The sequence below is a fragment of the Polynucleobacter sp. AP-Ainpum-60-G11 genome, assembly GCF_018688375.1.
In the GTDB taxonomy this organism is placed as follows: Bacteria; Pseudomonadota; Gammaproteobacteria; order Burkholderiales; family Burkholderiaceae; genus Polynucleobacter.
Window position 1 is genome coordinate 866,417 of sequence record NZ_CP061318.1, and the last position, 20,100, is coordinate 886,516.

At 46.8% G+C, this 20,100-nt stretch carries 25 protein-coding genes and 1 tRNA gene; 18 read left to right on the top strand and 8 right to left on the bottom strand.

Going from position 1 to position 20,100, the window contains the following annotated elements:
- Positions 1–10 precede the first annotated feature (10 nt).
- The 4 genes from FD971_RS04500 (at position 11) to bamC (ending at position 3,881) form a co-directional block, all read left to right on the top strand.
- Positions 11–1,213, top strand: a complete 1,203-nt coding sequence (locus tag FD971_RS04500; RefSeq protein WP_215334910.1) for a tryptophan--tRNA ligase — start codon at positions 11–13, stop codon at positions 1,211–1,213.
- A 13-nt stretch (positions 1,214–1,226) separates the two neighbouring features.
- Complete coding sequence (locus tag FD971_RS04505; RefSeq protein ID WP_215334912.1) at positions 1,227–1,787, top strand: bifunctional 2-polyprenyl-6-hydroxyphenol methylase/3-demethylubiquinol 3-O-methyltransferase UbiG; 561 nt, start codon at positions 1,227–1,229, stop codon at positions 1,785–1,787.
- Positions 1,788–1,863: 76 nt separating this feature from the next.
- Positions 1,864–2,736, top strand: coding sequence for a 4-hydroxy-tetrahydrodipicolinate synthase (dapA, locus tag FD971_RS04510; protein ID WP_215335196.1), 873 nt, complete (start codon positions 1,864–1,866; stop codon positions 2,734–2,736).
- On the top strand, positions 2,733–3,881 hold the full coding sequence (gene bamC, locus FD971_RS04515; protein ID WP_215334914.1) for an outer membrane protein assembly factor BamC: 1,149 nt from the start codon (positions 2,733–2,735) through the stop codon (positions 3,879–3,881). Before dapA ends, bamC begins: the two co-directional genes overlap by 4 nt.
- Before the next feature lie 72 nt (positions 3,882–3,953).
- Here bamC and FD971_RS04520 read toward each other — a convergent pair whose 3' ends face one another.
- Together FD971_RS04520 and FD971_RS04525 are read right to left on the bottom strand one after the other, a co-directional pair.
- Entirely contained in the window at positions 3,954–4,136 is a 183-nt protein-coding gene (locus FD971_RS04520; RefSeq protein ID WP_215334916.1) for a hypothetical protein, read from the bottom strand.
- Positions 4,137–4,248: 112 nt separating this feature from the next.
- Positions 4,249–5,475, bottom strand: a complete 1,227-nt coding sequence (locus tag FD971_RS04525; protein ID WP_215334918.1) for a cupin domain-containing protein — start codon at positions 5,473–5,475, stop codon at positions 4,249–4,251.
- 44 nt (positions 5,476–5,519) lie between these two features.
- Here FD971_RS04525 and FD971_RS04530 point away from each other — a divergent pair, with 44 nt between their 5' ends.
- Entirely contained in the window at positions 5,520–6,119 is a 600-nt protein-coding gene (locus FD971_RS04530; protein WP_215334920.1) for a peptidylprolyl isomerase, read from the top strand.
- A 1-nt stretch (position 6,120) separates the two neighbouring features.
- Here FD971_RS04530 and cysE read toward each other — a convergent pair whose 3' ends face one another.
- The gene (gene cysE, locus FD971_RS04535; RefSeq protein WP_215334922.1) at positions 6,121–6,888 is read right to left on the bottom strand and encodes a serine O-acetyltransferase; all 768 of its coding nucleotides are present in this window, start codon (positions 6,886–6,888) and stop codon (positions 6,121–6,123) included.
- 29 nt (positions 6,889–6,917) lie between these two features.
- Entirely contained in the window at positions 6,918–7,667 is a 750-nt protein-coding gene (locus FD971_RS04540; RefSeq protein ID WP_215334924.1) for an RNA methyltransferase, read from the bottom strand.
- A 130-nt stretch (positions 7,668–7,797) separates the two neighbouring features.
- Here FD971_RS04540 and FD971_RS04545 point away from each other — a divergent pair, with 130 nt between their 5' ends.
- Positions 7,798–8,586: an inositol monophosphatase family protein gene (locus FD971_RS04545; protein WP_215334926.1), complete on the top strand. Its 789-nt coding sequence runs from the start codon at positions 7,798–7,800 to the stop codon at positions 8,584–8,586.
- A gap of 13 nt (positions 8,587–8,599) precedes the next feature.
- On the opposite strand, the gene FD971_RS04550 is transcribed toward FD971_RS04545, so the two are convergent.
- From FD971_RS04550 to FD971_RS04560, 3 genes are read right to left on the bottom strand one after another with little or no spacing between them, the layout of a single operon-like run.
- Positions 8,600–9,388 carry a UDP-2,3-diacylglucosamine diphosphatase gene (locus FD971_RS04550; RefSeq protein ID WP_215334928.1) on the bottom strand — a complete coding sequence of 263 codons (789 nt, stop codon included), beginning with the start codon at positions 9,386–9,388 and terminating at the stop codon, positions 8,600–8,602.
- On the bottom strand, positions 9,388–9,888 hold the full coding sequence (locus FD971_RS04555; protein WP_215334930.1) for a peptidylprolyl isomerase: 501 nt from the start codon (positions 9,886–9,888) through the stop codon (positions 9,388–9,390). The genes FD971_RS04550 and FD971_RS04555 overlap by 1 nt, the downstream gene beginning before the upstream one ends.
- 46 nt (positions 9,889–9,934) lie before the next feature.
- Entirely contained in the window at positions 9,935–10,747 is an 813-nt protein-coding gene (locus FD971_RS04560) for a lipopolysaccharide assembly protein LapB (RefSeq protein ID WP_251368680.1), read from the bottom strand.
- Positions 10,748–10,834: 87 nt separating this feature from the next.
- Here FD971_RS04560 and cysS point away from each other — a divergent pair, with 87 nt between their 5' ends.
- The 11 genes from cysS to FD971_RS04615 all read left to right on the top strand — a co-directional run bounded on the left by cysS (position 10,835) and on the right by FD971_RS04615 (position 18,982).
- Positions 10,835–12,256: a cysteine--tRNA ligase gene (gene cysS / locus FD971_RS04565; RefSeq protein WP_215334934.1), complete on the top strand. Its 1,422-nt coding sequence runs from the start codon at positions 10,835–10,837 to the stop codon at positions 12,254–12,256.
- Between the two features lie 35 nt (positions 12,257–12,291).
- Positions 12,292–12,948 (top strand): DNA-3-methyladenine glycosylase, encoded by a 657-nt coding sequence (locus tag FD971_RS04570; protein WP_251368681.1) that lies wholly within the window; start codon positions 12,292–12,294, stop codon positions 12,946–12,948.
- A gap of 9 nt (positions 12,949–12,957) precedes the next feature.
- Entirely contained in the window at positions 12,958–13,929 is a 972-nt protein-coding gene (locus FD971_RS04575) for an acetyl-CoA carboxylase carboxyltransferase subunit alpha (RefSeq protein ID WP_215334936.1), read from the top strand.
- Positions 13,895–15,211: a tRNA lysidine(34) synthetase TilS gene (gene tilS / locus FD971_RS04580; protein ID WP_215334938.1), complete on the top strand. Its 1,317-nt coding sequence runs from the start codon at positions 13,895–13,897 to the stop codon at positions 15,209–15,211. Before FD971_RS04575 ends, tilS begins: the two co-directional genes overlap by 35 nt.
- Positions 15,212–15,295: 84 nt before the next feature.
- On the top strand, positions 15,296–16,546 hold the full coding sequence (locus tag FD971_RS04585) for an aspartate kinase (RefSeq protein ID WP_215334940.1): 1,251 nt from the start codon (positions 15,296–15,298) through the stop codon (positions 16,544–16,546).
- A gap of 90 nt (positions 16,547–16,636) precedes the next feature.
- Positions 16,637–16,731, top strand: a tRNA-Ser gene (locus FD971_RS04590).
- Between the two features lie 410 nt (positions 16,732–17,141).
- Positions 17,142–17,438: a hypothetical protein gene (locus tag FD971_RS04595; protein ID WP_215334942.1), complete on the top strand. Its 297-nt coding sequence runs from the start codon at positions 17,142–17,144 to the stop codon at positions 17,436–17,438.
- 45 nt (positions 17,439–17,483) lie between these two features.
- Positions 17,484–17,924 carry a Smr/MutS family protein gene (locus FD971_RS04600; protein ID WP_215334944.1) on the top strand — a complete coding sequence of 147 codons (441 nt, stop codon included), beginning with the start codon at positions 17,484–17,486 and terminating at the stop codon, positions 17,922–17,924.
- Between the two features lie 66 nt (positions 17,925–17,990).
- Complete coding sequence (locus FD971_RS04605; RefSeq protein WP_215334946.1) at positions 17,991–18,326, top strand: YqjD family protein; 336 nt, start codon at positions 17,991–17,993, stop codon at positions 18,324–18,326.
- Between the two features lie 6 nt (positions 18,327–18,332).
- Positions 18,333–18,704, top strand: coding sequence for a phage holin family protein (locus tag FD971_RS04610; protein WP_215334948.1), 372 nt, complete (start codon positions 18,333–18,335; stop codon positions 18,702–18,704).
- A complete protein-coding gene (locus FD971_RS04615; protein ID WP_215334950.1) occupies positions 18,701–18,982 on the top strand; it encodes a YqjK-like family protein in 282 nt (93 codons plus the stop codon). The genes FD971_RS04610 and FD971_RS04615 overlap by 4 nt, the downstream gene beginning before the upstream one ends.
- A gap of 9 nt (positions 18,983–18,991) precedes the next feature.
- Here the strand turns inward: FD971_RS04615 and FD971_RS04620 are convergent, their stop codons facing one another.
- Positions 18,992–19,510, bottom strand: coding sequence for an adenine phosphoribosyltransferase (locus FD971_RS04620; protein ID WP_215334952.1), 519 nt, complete (start codon positions 19,508–19,510; stop codon positions 18,992–18,994).
- An 11-nt stretch (positions 19,511–19,521) separates the two neighbouring features.
- On the opposite strand from FD971_RS04620, the gene FD971_RS04625 reads away from it, so the two are divergent.
- Positions 19,522–20,085, top strand: a complete 564-nt coding sequence (locus FD971_RS04625; protein WP_215334954.1) for a 5'-methylthioadenosine nucleosidase — start codon at positions 19,522–19,524, stop codon at positions 20,083–20,085.
- Positions 20,086–20,100 lie beyond the last annotated feature (15 nt).

Sequence of the window (20,100 nt, forward strand, 5' to 3'; positions counted from 1 at the left end):
AAAGATCAAGATGTTTGAAGAACGCGTTCTCTCTGGCATGCGACCAACTGGTAGCTTGCACCTCGGCCACTACCATGGCGTTTTAAAGAATTGGGTTCGCTTGCAGTCTGAGTATCCCTGCTATTTTTTTGTAGCAGACTGGCATGCCTTAACCACGCACTATGAAACCCCGGATGTCATTGAGCAATCCGTATGGGACATGGTGATTGACTGGTTGGCCTGTGGCGTTGATCCAAACCAAGCTACTTTATTTATTCAGAGCAAAGTCCCTGAGCATGCAGAGCTATTTTTATTGTTGTCCATGGGTACTCCACTGGGTTGGTTAGAGCGTGTTCCCACCTATAAAGATCAAATCGAGAAACTCAAAGAAAAAGATTTGCAGACCTATGGTTTCTTGGGTTACCCCTTGCTACAGGCTGCTGACATTCTCATGTATCGCGCTCAGTTTGTGCCGGTGGGCGAAGATCAGGTGCCACACGTGGAGATGACGCGTGAAGTAGCGCGTCGCTTTAATTATCTTTATGGCCGTGAGCCTGGCTTTGAAGAGAAAGCCCTAGAAGCGGTTAAGAAATTGGGTAGTAAACGCGCCAAGATGTACGCTGAACTACGCATAGCGTTTCAGGAGCGGGGTGATGATGAGGCGCTAGAAGAGGCCAAGGCATTGTTGCAGGAGGCACAAAGTCTCTCGATGGCTGACCGTGAAAGATTATTTGGTTTCTTGGAAGGCGCTCGCAAAATCATTCTGCCTGAGCCACAGGCTTTGCTAACAACAGCATCACGTATGCCGGGTATTGATGGGCAAAAAATGTCCAAATCTTACGGCAATACGATTTCCATTCGTGAAAAGCCTGAAGAGGTGATTCGCTCAATCCGTACGATGCCAACAGATCCCGCGCGAGTCCGCAGAACTGACCCGGGTGATCCTGCGCGTTGCCCAGTGTGGCAGTTGCATACCGTCTATTCGAATGAAGACACCAAGACCTGGGTGCAAAAAGAATGCCAGTCTGCTGGTATTGGTTGCCTAGAGTGCAAACAGCCTGTAATCGACGCTATTCTGGCAGAGCAACAGCCAATGTTTGAGCGCGCTCAGAAGTACCTCGATGATCCTAGCTTATTGCGCTCCATTATTGCGGATGGTTCTGACAAGGCTCGCAAGGTTGCCCAAGAAACCATGCGCGAGGTGCGCGAAGCTATGGGCTTGGCATACGACTAAGGCTGGTTCTTTAATGGCAAATCATGATGTCATTGCGGATGCCTCACCTTGGGTTAGGCGTTTTGCAGCGGCTATTCCAAAAGAAGGGGTCGTATTAGATCTCGCATGCGGAGCTGGCAGGCATGCAGCTTTACTCGCAGCTCAAGGTTTGACCGTTTTGGCTGTTGACCAGGATATTTCTGCACTGCAATCTCTAAAAGATGCCCGCATTCAAGCTCGAGAGCTTGATCTGGAAGGCTCTGATTGGCCCCTGCTAGGCCAGTATTTTTCTGGAATTGTGGTGACCAATTACCTCTATCGTCCATTCTTGGATGAGTTGCCTAATATGCTGAGCGAGGGCGGGGTTTTAATCTATGAAACCTTTGCCGATGGGAATGCTGAATTTGGTAAACCCTCAAATCCCAATTTCTTGCTAAAACCCGCTGAATTACTTGCTTTGGCGCAGCGTTCTGGCCTGAAAGTGATTGCTTATGAGGATATTTACCTTGATCACCCTAAACCAGCTATGGTTCAGCGGATTTGTGCCGTAAAAGGGCATTTAAAAGGGTTCATTCCGTTACAATTTGGTGGTTAACATTCAGATAATTCAGACACATTCAGTGACTACTAAAACATCTTCCCAAGCCAGTAAAAAGCCTATCGCAGGCAGTATGCCTGCCATTGTGACGCCGATGTTCGAGGATGGAGGTCTGGATTTTCCGGCCTTACGTTCTTTGCTTGATTGGCATGTTGCTGAAGGTTCTGATGGCATCGTGATTGTTGGTACCAGCGGTGAATCCCCAACAGTATCAGTTGAAGAACATTGCGAGTTGATCAAAGTAACAGTCGATCATATTGCTGGGCGTATTCCTGTGATTGCTGGTACTGGAGGAAATTCCACCACTGAGGCAATCGAGTTAACGAATTTTGCTAAGTCCGTTGGTGCTGATGCCAGCCTACAAGTAGTTCCTTATTACAACAAGCCAACGCAAGAGGGCATGTATGTCCACTTCAAGAAAATTGCTGAGTCTGTAGACTTGCCTGTGATCCTGTATAACGTCCCCGGCAGAACAGTGGCCGATCTTGCTGGAGAGACAACAGTCCGCCTGGCTGGCGTTCCTGGAGTCATCGGTATTAAAGATGCCACCGGTAGCATCGAGCGCGGTACTTTATTGTTAGCAGATCTCAAGCGCGCAGGACATGAAGATTTTTCTGTATTTTCAGGTGATGATTTGAGTGCCGCAATGCTCATGCTCATGGGTGGTAAAGGTAATATTTCTGTTACCGCTAATATCGCACCCCGATTGATGCATGAGTTGTGTCAGGCTGCAATGTCTGATGATGTTGTGCGAACACGCGCTATTCAATATCAATTACTGGCTGTTCATAAAGCCATGTTTACCGAGGCAAATCCAATACCCGTGAAATGGGCTCTGCACGAGATGGGCAAAGTCACCGCTGGAATTCGTTTACCTTTAACCCCTTTAAGTGTTGCTTTGCGTGAACCCTTGAAGACTGCAATGAAACAGGCCGGCTTACTATGATGAATTTGATGCAACTCTTGCGCCAACACTGCGCAGCTTTATTAATCCTATCTCTAACAAGCCTTGCTTTGCTTGGATGCAAATCATTAGGTACTAACGACACAGTTGATTACAAGACTACAGGTGCAGTGCGTGGTCCGAACTTATCTTATCCGCCGGATCTCATCACAGCGCAGGCTGATCGTCGCTACATCGTTCAGGATGGTTCTGCCACGATGTCTGAGTACAACGCTGCCGTTAAAAAATCAGTCCAGACCCGCAAGAGCGTGATGACCGGTATTCCGGGCATGCGTATTGCGCGTGATGGCGAGCGTCGTTGGCTTGTAGTTGAAAAGCCAGCCCCCGAACTCTACCCGCAAATTAAAGATTTTTGGCAAGAGAATGGTTTCCTATTGGTGATTGACTCACCATCAACCGGTATCATGGAGACTGATTGGGCAGAAAATCGTGCTAAGGTTTCTCAAGATTTTATTCGCAAAGCTCTTGGAAGTGCCTTGGACTCAATATATGATACCGGCGAAAGAGATCGCTACAAAACACGTTTGGAAGTTAGCGGTGCCAATCAGACGGAAATCTTTATTACCCAACGCGGTGCAATTGAGAAGTGCGTTAGCGATAACAGTGGTGCCTGCAACTACACTATCTGGGAGTCTCGACCGAATGATCCTGAGCTCGAGGCAGCATTTCTAGCGCGTTTGATGGAGCGTTTGGGTATGACTCAAGAAATGGCTAAGGCTCAAGTTGCTGCGCCATTGGGCCCTAAAACTCCAAAAGCAAAATTAGTTCAAGAGGGTGTGAATGCTGCCCATATTGAAATAGCCGCTGGCTTTGATCGTGCCTGGCGTGACACAGGCCTCGCCTTGGATCGCTCTAACTTTACTGTTGAAGATCGTAACCGTGCAAATGGTGTTTACTACGTGCGCTACGTGAATCCCAAAGACTTGGGTGATACCAAAGGATTCTTTTCAAACCTCTTTAGTAGTAAAGATGATTCCAGCCTGAAGGCTAAGAAATATCTCGTCCTGGTTAAATCAACTGGGGATAATTCTTCAAGCATCTACGTTCAAGACGCGGATGGTAAGCCAGAAAATACTGCAGCCGGTTTACAGCTCCTCACCTTGCTTACGGAGCAAATGGCTAGGTAAGTTATCGAGTTACACAAACTCTGGACGATAAAAAAGCCGCTATTAGCGGCTTTTTTCTCTTCAAGAAGAAGATTACTTCTTAGCGTCAGCAGCAGGAGCAGCAGCAGGAGCAGCAGGAGCAGCAGCAGGAGCGTCAGCAGCTGGAGCAGCAGCAGGAGCAGCAGGAGCAGCTTCTACAGGTTTTGCTTCTTCTTTCTTACCGCAAGCGGCCAAAGCGATTGCCAACATTGCTACGAGTGCGAGTGACTTCTTCATTTGTAATTTCCTCTAAAAAAAATCATTAATAACCGGTTATTAATACAAGGAAGGTACAGGGTTACCCCTTAAGTACTTTCTAGTATTCATTATAGCTATCTTCCGATCAGAGCTAGAAAACCAGCCAACCAGCTTCAAACGCCTCAAAAAGGCTATTATTTGCCACAATTTCGCCTATGGCACCCTTAAATTCCTTCTTTGCAGCCAGTGATTGCCAAGCCTTTTGTGTCTTGCCGGTTTGTCCGCTCGTTACTTCTTCGCCATTGCAATAAATCTGAGGACCCAAGGCGATCAATCTGGTTTGGGGGTGTGGTCGCAAGGATTGCTTACTCAGTCGGCGCTGAAATTCCTTAGCTGAAAGATCATTTGACGTGCCATCAAAGTAAGCTTGGGGTTTTGGCTCACTCAGATATGCGGCAATGCCAGGCAGAAACGTCTCTACACGATCTAGCTTCAAACCTTTTAATTTTTGTGACAGCTGTTTAATAATTTCTTCTGGTAGTTGCTCAGCTGAATCTGTCGCTCCTTGTTGTGGGTCGGCAAAACGCTTTTCTAGCCCTGGAATATCTTCAAGTGATTCAGCTAATCGCCACAAACCTTCTTGTAAGATTTCTTTATAACTTTGCGCTCTAAATCCAACTGACCAGGTTTGGCAACCAGCGTCTAAAGCAATGCCATCATGAGCAACATGCGGTGGTAAATACAGCATGTCTCCTGGCTCCAGATCCCACTCCTGCTCAACTTGAAAATGTTTTAGGATCTTCAGAGGCAAATCAGGGCTCAGGCTCAAATCCTTTTGTTCTGAAATGCGCCAGCGCCTGCGACCCGACATCTGAATGAGAAACACGTCATAGGAATCAAAGTGAGGGCCAACGCCACCGCCGCGACCTGCAATGCTAATCATTAAGTCATCTAAGCGCGCGTCTGGAATAAAGCGGAACCAGGAGAGAATTGTTGCAGCGGCAGGGTGTCTTGCTTCCATGCCTTGCAGTAGGAGGGTCCAGTCCCGTGACTCGAGTGAAGGGATGGATCTCTTTTTAAATGGACCATCTGAAAAGGACCAAGGATTAGCTTGAATTAATCTGGATTCAACTACGTCATTACCCGATATGTTGAAAAGCTCTTCTGCTGATATTGGGCTAGAGATGGGCTTCCCCGTCTGCTTGGCAAGTTCAAAAGCAGGGATGGCGCCGCGCACTAAAAGCGGTTTTTTATGCCAATAGGTTTTCATGAACTGTTGCGGGCTATTGCCCCCCAGAAGCGCCCATGGCTGATCTAGCAGAAGATTTTGGGGCGCCTGCGGTGGCTCGTAGGGCTTGCTCAAGTAAAATGCTGTCATATAAGTAAAAAGCTGTTTAAAACACAATGTCGAATGAATTACGCATGAAGATCGAAAAAAATACCGTTGTATCCCTGCGCTACAAATTAACAGATGCGCAAAACAATATTATCGAGGAACCGGATTCTCCGATGGTATACCTGCACGGCGGTTATGAGGGCACTTTTCCGAAGATTGAAACTTTGCTCGATGGTCAAGACGTTGGTTACGAAGCAACCATTCAACTTGAGCCTAATGAGGCCTTTGGCGAGTACGATCCCGAGTTATTGAAGATTGAGCCTCGTGCGCGCTTTCCTGAGCCCTTGGAAGTAGGTATGCAATTTGAGGGCGTGCCCGATGCTGAAGAGGAAGAGCTTGATCCTAGCGATGCCGATGATGAACCTTTGATTTATACCGTTACCGATGTGGCTGATAGCCAAGTAGTTTTAGATGGCAATCACCCGCTGGCTGGTATGGCCCTGCGATTTTGGGTACAAGTAGAAGACATTCGTGCCGCTACTGATGAGGAAATTGAAAATCGCCATCCTGAGGGCGCTGAAGCATTCGCATTTGGAATGCCAGATGATTCCGATGATGAAGATGAGGATGATGAAATCCTAGGCGGTATTACTGATGCCGGTAGTTCATCACCAACCTTGCACTAAATTACTCTTTAAGCCACTCTTTTAAGGCACCTAGATCGCGCGTGGTATCGCTTGATCCGCTGGCATCCGATGCTGGCATATTGCTGAGCTTTGCTAGCGCCTTTTCAAGGCTAGCAATTTTGGCCTCTTGCTCCAAAGTTGCATCAATCAAACCTTTTAGTGCCATGGAGACGGGATCATCTACATTTGGCGTTACACCATAAGCTGAAAAATATTCTTTAACTTTGCTGTCAGGCTTGCTTGCCTGAGGTAAGTCAGGATGCAAAATGCGTGCGGGTATTCCGACTGCAGTTGCACCAGCGGGGATTTCTTTTAGCACTACTGCATTTGATCCAACGCGAGCGCCGTCTCCCACGGTAAAGCCACCCAGAACTTTGGCTCCTGCACTAATGACAACACCTTTGCCTAAAGTAGGGTGACGTTTCACCCCTTTGTATAAAGAGGTTCCGCCTAAAGTGACGCCTTGATAGATGGTGCAGTCATCACCGATTTCAGTAGTCTCTCCAATCACAATGCCAAGACCGTGGTCCAAAAATACCCGACGACCAATCTTGGCTCCAGGATGAATTTCAATGCCGGTAATAAAGCGAGCCAGCATCGACAGGAGTCGAGCAATCCATTTCAGACCCATATTCCACAAGCCATGTGAGGCTCGATGTATCCATACGGCATGCAAACCTGGATAGCAAGTGATGACCTCGAGACGATTTCTCGCGGCGGGGTCGCGAACAATAATGGAGTCGACTTGGTCGAAAAGCGAATTAAACATGCATCGATTTTAACGGGTAAAGGCCAAATTTATTTTCTTAAGAGCATCTGCTTGGCAATGCCACGCAGAAGGTCGATTTCTTCTTTGTGAAGACGCGTTCTTGCAAATAGCGCTTGTAAGCGAGGCATGAGCTTCTTTGGATTGGATGGATCAAGGTAGCCAATCGCCTCCAGTCCTTCGCGCCAGTGCTCCAACATGGCAGCCACCGCTGCTGGGTCCGCAAAATCGACCGGTTCTAAATTGCCGCCCAAAGGTGCAGAGTCTGAATCTTCGCTTAGAGACTCTCTAAGTGTGAAGGCGCAAACCATCAGCGCTTGAGCAAGGTTCAGCGAGGGATACAGTGGATTTGCATCAAGCCATACTCGGTGAGTGCAAAGTGATAGATGGCGGTTATCGAGCCCGGTTCGCTCTGGACCAAATAGTAGGGCAACCCTCTGCTTACCTTCAATAGCCGCCTGTATTAGGGGGCGTGCATCTTGCCAATTTAAGGCCGGTGGCCCAAATTCACGATCGCGGCTAGTGAGCCCCAGGACAAGTGCACAGTCTTGCACGGCAGATTCTAGGGAGGCAGATTCTTGGCTAGATTCCAAGATATCAGCAGCTCCGCTGGCCAGGGCTATTGCCTCAGGTGCCTGGGCAACCCCTGTAATTTTTGGGGAAATTAGCCGCAGATCCTTAAACCCCATGGTTTTGAGTGCGCGTGCAGCCGAACCGACATTTCCGGGGTGGCTGGTTTCAACTAGGACCCAGCGAATTAACTGTGCTTGCGCGGTATTCATATCAACAGGAATTCTCTAGAGGCTTTGGAGATCAAATGAGCAATCGTTTAGAATCAGGGTGTTAGCTCCTTATTGTCCTGCAGTTTGCAATTTGGTGAGCTTGTTCTTATTTAATTTGTCCATCAATACTATGCATCCCATGTTAAATGTGGCCGTTAAGGCTGCCCGTCGTGCCGGAACCGTGATTAATAGAGCTTCTCTCAATTTAGAGCGTCTCCAGGTTGACCGCAAACAACATAATGACTTTGTAACCGAGGTGGACAGACAGGCTGAAGCGGCCATTATTGAAACGCTCAGCGAAGCTTATCCAACGCATGGCTTTTTAGCTGAAGAGACTGGTGCTCAAAATGCGGATGCTGAAAACGTATGGATCATCGATCCCTTAGATGGCACAACGAACTTTATCCATGGTTTCCCGCAATATGCAGTTTCGATTGCTCTGTCAGTGAATGGTGTAACCCAGCAAGCTGTAGTGTATGACCCAACTCGCGACGAACTTTTTACCGCTACACGAGGTGCGGGTGCCTATCTAGATCGTCGGCGTTTACGTGTCGCGACTCAAGATCGTCTAGCTAATTCTTTGCTGGGCACTGGCTTTCCTTATCGCGAAGATCAGGACTTGGAAAAGTATTTAAAAATCTTTGCAGACATGTCACGTAATTGCGCTGGTCTGCGTCGTCCAGGTGCCGCATCTTTAGATTTAGCCTACGTTGCAGCTGGTCGTTACGATGGATTTTTTGAGAGCGATCTCAAGCCATGGGATATGGCTGCAGGCGCTTTATTAATTACTGAGGCTGGTGGCCTAATCGGTAATTACCGTGGTGAAGAAGGTTTCTTGCAAAGCGGTGAAGTGATGTGTGCGAACCCACGCATCTTTGCACAAATGGTGCAGTGCCTGTCTAAATACTCAAGCTGCTAAATTCAGTAGGTGATTAAGCTTTAATCAAATCGGTGTAATGCACACCGTTTTGATTAATGAGTAATGCACTTGCGCGTGGTCGCCCACTCTCTGGGTGATCTAAATCCCAATCTGACAGTACCCAGCGTTGCCATGTTTGGTCTATCAGATGTTCCTCATGATGTTTGGGTAGATGGGTGTGACCATGAATCAACTGATTTCCGGCCTGATCTCTTAAGACTGCAGCACAGGCTGCAAGGGTGACATCTGTTTTGGCTTGTGCACCATCGACGGCAGAGTTCATCGCACGTTGGTATTGCACGCCACTATTGCTACGCAGTTGATTGGCAATCGAGCGACGCCAATTCAGAGGCAATCTCAAGAATAGTTTTTGGATCCATGGTTTGCGAACCCACCCGCGGAAAGCTTGATAGCCAATGTCAGCCGTACACAGTGAGTCACCGTGACACAGCACATACTCAGAGCCGGCAACATTGATTTTGCTTGGATCAGTCAATAAGGTCATGCCGGTTTTACTCAAGAAATGCTTGCCGACTAAAAAATCTCTATTGCCATGAAGGTAATAGGTTTTGACTTTGGTAGAAAGTGTTGCGAGCGCATGTTTTACTTCTTGTTGAAAGGGTGAGTGTAGGGCGGCATCGTCACCAACCCAATACTCAAATAAGTCACCCAAGATGAATACGGCTTCTACCTTAGGCGCATCTTTCTCACAAAAATCGAAGAATCGTTGCGCCGTCAAGGGCATTGACGGCGTGAGATGTAAATCCGAAATGAGCAGCGCGCTCGCGTATTGCGGAATCATTACTCGAGAACCGTTGCCTTTTCAATAACAACGTCTTCTGCAGGAACATCTTGATGAAATCCAGAGTTACCAGTCTTCACTTTGCGGATGACATCAACCACATCAAGACCATCAGTCACCTTGCCAAAAACAGCATAACCCCAGCCTTGGGCGTTTGGAGCGGTATGGTTTAAAAAATCATTGTCATTTACGTTAATAAAAAATTGGGCTGTTGCAGAGTGTGGGTCGCTGGTGCGGGCCATCGCCACTGTGCCACGTTCATTTTTGAGGCCATTATTTGCCTCATTCTCAATTTGAGCGCCAGAAGATTTTTCTTTGAGGCCAGCAGTCATGCCGCCGCCTTGAATCATAAAATTATCAATCACGCGATGAAAAATGGTGCCATCGTAGTGACCACTTTTTACATACTCTAAAAAGTTCGCTACAGTCTTTGGCGCTTTAGCCGCATCTAGTGTGAGGGTGATATCGCCCTTGTTGGTTTTGAGTAAAACTTGAGCCATGATGAATTAACTTTCTGGTGAGTTAGTAGATAAAAACAGTAAAAAATTATTTGGATTCTGGTGCCGCTGGAGCGGTTGGTGCGGCTGGCGCAGCCACCTTTTTAGGTGGCTTTAGTATTTCCATTAAAGCTTTTGCACGGTTGGTGTACTGGCGCTGATTCAGTGCTGCATCTTTTGCGGCATTGTCATAAGCCTGTGCCCCAAGCCGAATATAGACTTCGCCTAAGTTGGCTGAGGCAACTGTGTAAGTGGGGCGCAACTTTAAGGCGAGCTCTAAATAATCTCGCGCTTCAATCCAATTGCCTTGATTTGCTGCTAGTGCTGCCAAGTTGTTATAAGGCTCAGGTAGTTCTGGAAACTGCTGGGTAATTTCAATCAAGGTCTTTTTAGCTGGGCCCCACTGGCGGAGTTCAATCTGTATGCGCGCTTTAAGGTAACGAAGTTGAACATTGCCTGGGGTTTTCTTGAGGCGTTGATCAATTTGGTCAATGGCTTCTAGATATTTTTTAGCTTTAACAAGCTTTTCGATATCTGATGGAACACCATTTTTAGTGACCGGATCCGGCTCAATAATTAAAAACGAAAGAAATGGAACGGCTACAGAGTCTGAGAGCTCAGAGTTGAACTGATCATATCCAGCGTCATTCCCAGCTAGTCTCGGGGGGTCATTGGGACCATATGAGCCCAAATAGGGTGCTTGAGTACCTTGTGCTGTAGCAGGAGCGCTATTTAGAGCCTTGATTTCAGCGTCTGCCAGCTGTTGACCAGGGGTGCTGCAGCCCACAAGTGTTATGGCGGTAAATATAGTGCTCAAGCCAGCTAAATGGGCTGGACGTACTGAAAAAAGGTTAACTGGCATAGGGGGTGGGGTGAAAAACGGGCTCATTCGATATACTCAGCGCTCAGTCTAACAAATTGGCGCTACTTGCCCACCTTTATAGCCCCTATGCTGCAAATCTATAACACCCTCAGTCGTTCTAAACAGGCCTTTAAACCCATTGAGCCGGGTAAGGTGAAGATGTATGTCTGTGGGATGACGGTTTACGACTTTTGCCACATTGGGCATGCCCGTGTGATGATTGTGTTTGATATGGTGGTGCGCTGGTTAAGGGCGAGTGGCTACGAAGTCGTTTATGTCCGCAACATCACCGATATTGATGACAAGATCATCAATCGTGCAATTGAGAATGGCGAGCCAATCTCTGCTCTGACACAGCGTTTTATTGACGCTATGCATGCTGACTCAGACGAGTTGGGTTTGATGCATCCAGACCATGAGCCCCGCGCAACCGATTACATAGCGCAGATGCAGGGCATTATCGGCCGCTTGATTGAAAAAGAATTGGCCTATCAAGGCGAGGATGGGGATGTCAATTTCGCTGTTCGGCTATTCCCAGATTACGGTCGCCTTTCTGGAAAATCCCTTGATGAATTAAATGCTGGTGAGCGTGTTGCTGTTGGGGGTGGCAAACGTGACCCCTTGGATTTTGTTTTGTGGAAGAGCGCAAAATCAGAGGAACCTGCTGATACGCGCTTTAAATCCCCTTGGGGTGAAGGGCGTCCTGGTTGGCATATCGAGTGTTCTGCTATGTCTTGTGATTTGTTGGGCGAGCACTTTGATATACATGGCGGCGGCGCTGATTTGCAGTTTCCTCATCACGAGAATGAGATTGCTCAGAGCGAGGGAGCTCTCTATGGCCAAGACCATAAAGCAAGTGATGCACCATTTGTAAATTACTGGATGCATAACGGCCACATTCGGGTGAATGAAGAAAAGATGTCCAAGTCATTGGGCAATTTTTTCTTAATCCGTGATGTACTGAAAAATTTTGATCCCGAGGTTCTACGCTTCTTTATGTTGCGCGCACACTATCGCAGTCCGATTAACTATAGCGACGCTCAGCTTGAGGAGGCTCGCTCTGGTTTAGTGCGTCTTTACACAGCCTTAGCCCAAGCGCCGATTGGTAATCAGGCTGTGGACCCCCATTCATCATGGGCAAAGCGCTTTGCTGATGCAATGAATGATGACTTCAATACACCCGAGGCTATCGCAGCATTATTTGATTTGGCAAGCGAGGTCAATCGTGCACAGGGTGATGAGAAAGCGCATTTGGCTCGTACCCTGAAAGGTCTTGCTGGAACGCTCAATTTCTTGCAACGTGATCCAACTGTATTTTTGCAAGAGGGTTCTCGAGGTGGTGATGCAGCTTTATCTGCCATTGATATTGAGGAGCAGATTGCCGCCCGAATTAACGCCAAGCAGGCCAAAGATTTCGCAAAAGCAGATTTAATTCGTAAAACTTTATTGGAGCAGGGCGTAGTATTGGAAGACAAGCCGGGTGGTCTCACCGAATGGCGTAGAAGTTAAAGTTTAGTAATTCAAATTGTGATTGAGAATGTATTTTGACTAAGGTAGTTGAGCAAGCCATTTTTGAAGAAGTAGCTCCAGAGTATTGGGAGCATGCTTGTGCTGAGTTGATGAAGCATGACCGTATTCTAAAAAAATTGATTCCTAAACATGGTTCTGGTTTTTTGAAAACGCGTGGTGATGCATTTACAACTCTTGCACGAGCAATTGTTGGTCAGCAGATTTCTGTAGCTGCAGCTCAGACTGTTTGGAATAGGGTGTTGCTGGCTTCAAAAAATAAAGTAAACCCCAAAAATATTCTTTCCTTAAGTATTGAAGATTTGCGTGCAGCTGGCTTGTCCGGTCGCAAAGTGGAATATATCCGTGATTTGGCTGAACACTTCGACTCCGGTCGTTTGCATGCCAATCAGTGGAAAGGGATGGAAGACGAGGCCATCATTAAGGAATTGTGTGAAATTCGGGGTATTGGCCGCTGGACCGCTGAAATGTTCCTCATGTTCAACATGATTCGCCCCAATATCCTCCCCCTGGACGACGTAGGCCTCATAAAGGCCATTTCCCTCAATTACTTCAGTGGAGAGCCTGTCAGCAGGCATGAAGCCCGTGAAGTGGCTGCAAATTGGGCCCCTTGGCGCACGGTTGCCACCTGGTATATGTGGAGAAGTATCGACCCCGCTCCCGTTGAATATTAAAATCTAGCTATGAAAACGACTTTCCTGGATTTTGAGCAGTCAATCGCTGAACTAGAGTCAAAGATTGAAGAGCTGCAATTTGTGCAAGATGAATCATCTGTAGACATTTCTGATGAGATCAAAACGCTTACTGAAAAAAGTCAGCAACTAACTAAAGACATTTATGCCAACTTAAGCCCATGGCAGGTCTCGCAAGTTGCGCGTCATCCACAGCGTCCTTACACCCTGGATTACGTGAGTGCATTGTTTACGGATTTTCATGAGCTTCATGGTGATCGCAATTTTGCAGATGATCAATCCATCATTACTGGCTTAGCCCGTTTTGAGAATCAGCCTTGTGTAGTAATTGGCCATCAAAAAGGTCGCGACACTAAAGAGCGTGCTCTCAGAAACTTTGGTATGAGTCGTCCTGAGGGTTACCGTAAAGCAAAGCGGGTGATGCGCTTAGCTGAAAAATTTAAATTACCGGTGTTCACTTTTGTTGACACACCGGGTGCATTTCCGGGTATCGATGCAGAAGAGCGCAATCAATCTGAGGCGATTGGACATAATCTGTACGTTCAGGCTGAGTTAGAAGTGCCCATCATTGCCACCATTATTGGTGAAGGCGGTTCCGGCGGTGCATTAGCAATCGCCATGGGTGACGTGGTGTTGATGTTGCAAAACTCTACTTATTCTGTGATTTCACCTGAAGGCTGCGCATCCATTCTCTGGAAGACTGCTGATAAGGCGCCAGAGGCTGCTGAGCAGTTAGGTTTGACTGCTCAACGTTTAAAGGTACTCGGCTTGATCGACAAGATCGTTGCTGAGCCAACTGGCGGCGCACATCGTGACTATGACACCATGATGAGCAGCATGCGTAAAGCTTTGACTGAGTCACTCAAAACCTTCGATGGTATGAAAGTGGATGCGCTTCTTGAGCGTCGCCATGAACGCCTGATGAGCTATGGCAAGTTCAAGGAAATCGAAGCCAAGTCTTAAAGCAAAACCTAAAGCAGCCAAGCGTATTGGGCTTGCCTTAAGTGGTGGGCTTGATTCGGTTGTGTTGCTCGATACCGTTTGTATGGCAGTTCAATCAAATTCCGTTAAAGAGTCAACTGAGGTTTGGGTATTTCATATTCATCATGGACTTCAAAAGTCCGCTGATCAGTGGCTAGAGTTTTGTGAGAAGCTCGCCAAAAAATACCAAGTGCATTTTGATTTCCGTTTATTGCATTTCGCAGATCAATCGCAGGGCAATATTGAAGCCAGGGCAAGGGCAGAGCGCTATGACGCTTTAACTGACTTATGTGTTGAGCATGGCATTCAAGATTTGCTATTGGCGCACCACCAAAATGATCAAGCTGAAACCGTGCTCTTGCAACTCCTGCGAGGATCAGGTGTAGCGGGTTTATCGGGTATGCCGCTCAATCGTACCAATGCTAAAGACAATCAGTCCATTACCCTCTGGCGACCTTTGTTAAATCAAAGCAAGGCCGAGCTAGAGGCCTACGCCAAAGAGCACAAACTCAAATGGGTGGAGGATCCAAGTAATCAGAATACGCGCTATCGCCGCAATGCGCTCCGTAAAGAAATTATTCCAAGGCTAGAAAAAATTCAGCCGGGCGCAATTGCTAACCTGGCTCGTAGTGCAGATTTACTTGCCCAGTCGCAGTTACTGCTTGATCGCTTGGCGAAGCAAGATGGTAAAAATATCCTTCAAGGTAAGAACATAAAGTTAGAACCTCTTTTATTGCTTGCTAAGAGAGATAAACCCGCTGCTAATAATCTACTGCGTTACTGGCTCAAGTTGAATGATTTAGCCATGCCATCCCAGGAGCGTCTTGAGTCTTGGTGGAAAGATCTGATGGCTGTAAAGCCGGATTCAAGCCTGGAGTGGCGGCATGATGAAGCAAGCATTTATTTGTGGCGCGGCACTTTGCAAGCAACCGAGCGCAGAGTTGGACAATGGGTGTTTCAGAATGTGCCCGCACGAAGCAAGTCACTTGGTTTACCTGTCAACTGGGTTGAAGAGGCCCAAGCGCAAGGCCTTGTTGAGGAGAGATTGCGTCAAGGGGCAGAAAAGATCCAAATTAAGTCCAATACCCCACGCAAAACACTCAAGAATCTTTTTCAGGAGTCAGGCACGCCACCTTGGGAGCGTCAGGCGCCGCTGCTCTATATCAATGATCAGCTTGTAGCGGTTGCTGGAGTAGGGGTGAGCTACCCACATTTAGCGCTTACCGGCAAGCGAGTGCTTCCGGTATATCAATACAAGGCTTAGCACAGCCATAAAACCCTGTAAAATAAGCCCCTTTTAGACCCTAGGGAATGTAATTCCCAATAAATAGACAATACGACGGTTTTTATGGCTCTTATCGTTCATAAGTATGGTGGCACCTCAATGGGCTCAGTTGAGCGCATTCAGAATGTCGCTAAACGCGTTGCCAAGTGGATGCGTGCAGGTCACCAGGTAGTTGTGGTGCCCTCTGCTATGTCCGGCGAAACTAATCGTTTGCTTGGTTTAGCTAAAGATATCAATCCAGATGCAAATCCACGTGAACTCGATCAAATTGCCTCTACAGGCGAGCAGGTCAGCTCTGGCTTATTGGCCTTAGCATTGCTGCGCGAAGGTGTTGACGCGGTCAGTTATGCTGGTTGGCAAGTAACAGTCCACACGGATTCCTCATTTACTAAAGCCCGCATCAAGAGTATTGATGACAAGAAAATTCTTGCCGATCTCAATGCTGGACGTGCTGTTGTTGTCACTGGTTTTCAGGGTGTTGATCCAGATGGCAATATCACCACTTTAGGCCGCGGTGGTTCTGACACATCTGCTGTTGCAATGGCTGCAGCGCTTAAGGCTGATGAGTGCTTAATTTATACGGACGTTGATGGTGTTTATACGACTGATCCACGCGTATGTGAGGATGCTCGTCGCCTAGATAAAATTACTTTTGAAGAAATGCTAGAGATGGCAAGTCTAGGTTCAAAGGTGTTGCAGATTCGTTCAGTCGAGTTTGCTGGCAAGTACAAAGTTAAAACCCGTGTTCTGTCATCACTGACAGATCCGTTGATGCCCCTTGATCAAGAGATGAAGTCGGGCACCTTGATTACATTTGAAGAGGACAGCACTATGGAAGCCGCAGTTATTTCCGGCATCGCCTTTGCGCGTGATGAAGCAAAAATTACCGTTCTTGGGGTTCCTGATCGCCCAGGTATCGCTTATCAAATTTTGGGTCCAATTGCGGATGCCAATATTGATGTGGACATCATTATCCAGAACCAATCATTCGAAGGTAAGACTGATTTTACTTTTACGGTTCCACGCGCTGATTATCAAAAGGCCTTGGACTTGCTCAAGAACAACGTTCAAGCCCATATCGAAGCCAAAGAAATCACGGGTGACCCTAAGGTTTCTAAAGTATCCGTTGTTGGTGTTGGTATGCGTTCTCATGTTGGCGTTGCTAGCAAGATGTTCCGCACCTTATCGGAAGAGGGCATCAATATTCTGATGATCTCCACCAGTGAGATCAAGATTTCAGTAGTGATTGATGAGAAATATATGGAGTTGGCTGTACGCGCTCTCCATAAGGCTTTTGAGCTTGATCAGAAGTAAAAATACGCAGCAAACGCTTTAAAACCGCAGTAAAACCCTGCAGCCAACGGAATCCGTTAAACTGTGGGTCGTTGTAAAGGCATCAAGCAGGGAGACGTGGCCGAGCTGGTCGAAGGCACTCCCCTGCTAAGGGAGCATCGGGGCTAAAACTCTGATCGGAGGTTCGAATCCTCTCGTCTCCGCCAAAATCCTTGTGATTTAACTGCTTGAGCCGCTACGACAAATAACTAAGCCCCTTAACCGGGGCTTTTTTATTGTCTATTTCCTCTTTATGCCCACAGCTTCTTGTAGACGCATTTGCTAAATCCCATCTGATTCAAGCATTCGAGCCTTTTCCTCTGCCCGTTTAAATATTTATTACTAAAGTTCACAACTTCACAACTTCTGTGGTATAGTAGTTTTAAAGGAGGATAAATGAGAAGAGCGATACCAAAAACACATCAAGCTTTAGATTGGATAGGGAAGGGAATGACCGCAGCTCAAGCCGCTAGGAAGATGGAAATTTCAGAATCTAGCGTCTATGCCGCCTTAAGAAAAACAAAAGCAAAAGATTCAGGTTGTTGTCCAACATGTGGTCACAAATTAAGGAAATAAGATGAAAAAGACTCTATTAGCTGTTGTCTCAATCTCAGTAGCTGCATTTGCATATGCAAATACCTCGTCTGATTCTTCTGAATTAGTTAGCCAGCAATGCAAGATTTCAGCTGAAGCAGTTTCAACATTGAAGGATTTGCGTTACGGCAATACCGCTATTCGCAAGGACGTGGCTGGCCTGATCAATTTAAACCTCAAGGTTCAGGAGAATAAAGATGCTGCTCAAATGACCTTAAACCGCATGGTTGATGATCAAGTAAATTCAGCATCTGCTTTGGAAGCGAAATATTGCTCTTAAATTGTGATGAATGGGTTGTTACCCTATCAGCTGTAAAGGCGTTTGATGACCCATTCATTTGAGTGTCCAGAGTGCGGCAACCCTAGGGGTATGTTGGGCGAGTGTCGTCAATGCGGCAGCGAAGAGCTTCCTATTCCATATAGCGATACATTGGTTCTGAATCTAAAGTTTGATAGCCCAAGTGCTGAAGAGGCTTTGGAGCGATTAACTGTTGCACTCCGCCGTGCATCAGAAGTGGGCATCAAAGTAATTATCTTGATTCATGGCTACGGAGCTAGTGGTGAAGGCGGAAGAATTAAGCGGGCTGTCCATGACGCCCTGGAAAATAACTATTTCTCTGACCGTGTGGATGATTATCATTTTGGCGAACAAACAGCATTCGGTAGCGAGGCCTACCATGCACTGCTAGGAAGAAGGCCTGGACTTAAAGCCTATCTTAAGCATTTCAAGGAAGGTAATGCTGGGATGACAGTATTAATACTGTGAGGTTAGGGTGGAATTGCTTAGAATGAGTCTATTCATCCCAAACAAGAGCATTTGCAAGGAGTAGCAATGACTGCTAAAAAAACGACAACTTCACACGAAGAGGCGCAAATCAATTCTGAAAATTTGATTGGCGACTTCAAAGCGCTCATGGCCGATGCCGAAGATCTCATCAAGGCTACTGCAAGTCATGATGATGGCCCCCTTAGCGCTATTCGTTCAAAGGCCTTAGATACTCTTAACAATGCAAAAGAAAGCCTCTCATCTGTTGAGGGTACCGTGACTGAAAAGGCCAAGGTCGTTGCTGAGCGTGCTGATGAGTTTGTTCATCGCAATCCTTGGGAGGCAGTGGGTGTTGCTGCTGGCCTTGGTCTATTGATTGGCCTTTTCATTCGTCGTCGCTAGGTCCTTATGTCACAAGAAAATCTCTTATCTTCTCTTAAGAATCTGGTCTCCACTGGAGCTTCCATAGCCCAGACACGTTTGGAGTTGATTTCTACTGATGTCCAGATTGCGCGCACTAAGTTTCTCGGTTTGCTGGTCATGGCGATCTTCACATTATTTTTCTTATTTTTTGGTTTGATCATGTTGGCATTGCTGATTGTGATTTACAGCTGGGAGACCGATCGCATCTTGGCTTTAAGCTTACTAACAGCTGGCTTCTTAGCGGTTGGTTGCATTTTGGCACTCGTAGTGTTGCGCTCACTGAAGACCATGCCTAAATTATTTGAAGCGACGATTGCTGAGTTGGCCAAAGATCGTCAGGAGCTTGCTAAACGATGAGTCAAAAGCTGTCGGATCTTCAAGCTAGGCAAAAAGTCCTTCAGGAGCGGGCCGCGCAAGAGCGCGCTGATTTTGCCTTGCACTTTGAACCGATAGAAAAGCCGCTATCTTGGGCTGATAAAGGCGTAGACGCATTCAATTTGATAAAAAACACCCCAGTGTTATGGACTAGCGCATTTGCAGTTTTAGCTCACTACAAACCTAAGCTAGCGAGTAAAGTCCTGGCGGTTGGTTGGGGTGCCGTTAAATTACTTAAAAGCGCCAAAAAACTGGTGTAAATCGAGCCTCTAGGCTAGCAATACGGTTTTATTGGCAATGCCTTTTTGAGTTAGAAGGTCGCCGCCATTTAAACCGGCGATCTCTAAAAATGTTAAGGCGCCTGCTACTTCAAATCCTGCATTTTTAAGCAACTGACTAGCTGCAATAATAGTTCCACCAGTAGCCAAAACATCATCCACAATCAATACACGCGCATTTTTTGGTAGGGTAGATTGCTGAATTTCCAGGGAATCAGAGCCGTACTCCAAGCCGTAGGATTCTCGATGGCTAGCCAAGGGTAGCTTATTCGGTTTTCGGGCTAATGCGAGCCCTTTATGAGCCTGATGGGCTAGCGCAGTACCAAAAATAAAGCCGCGCGATTCTATGCCTAAAATGTGGCTATAGTCGAACTGCTTTGCAAGAGCCTCAAGCTGCAGGGTAGCCTCTTTAAAGGCGGCTGGATCGGCCAGAAGGGGGGAAATGTCTCTGAAGAGGATTCCGGGCTTAGGAAAGTCAGGCACTCCAGGTAGATAATCTAATAAATTCATTTTTGACTGATATGAAAACACAATTACTGATTATTACCGCATTAGAGTCTGAGCTCAACAAAAGCGTATTACCAGCTGGCGTGGATATTGTGTATTCAGGGGTTGGCAAGATTAACGCAACGGCCGCAACTATTCGGGCTATTCATGAATTTCAGCCCAAACGCATAGTGAACTTTGGAACTGTCGGAAAAATCAATGCTGGACTTCAGGGTCTGCTCGAGATCGGCAAAGTAATTCAGCGAGACATGATGACGGTGCCACTGGCACCAAGAGGTCAAACACCTTTCTGTCCTAAACCATCTCACTATCTATCTATGGGTGGTGAACATACTTGCGGTACTGGTGATAGTTTTGTAACCGCCCATGATCCTTGGCTGATTTCTCAGGGTGTGGATGTGGTGGATATGGAATTGTTTGCGATTGCAAATATAGCCTATCAATTTAATATTCCGTGGCAATCATTTAAATACGTAACTGACGATGCCAACGAAGACTCCGGTCATGAGTGGACTCATCGTGTTAACCATGGTCAAGATCTTTATTTGAATAAGCTCGGTGAGCTCATGAGAGCTTAAATCTAGCTATCCAAT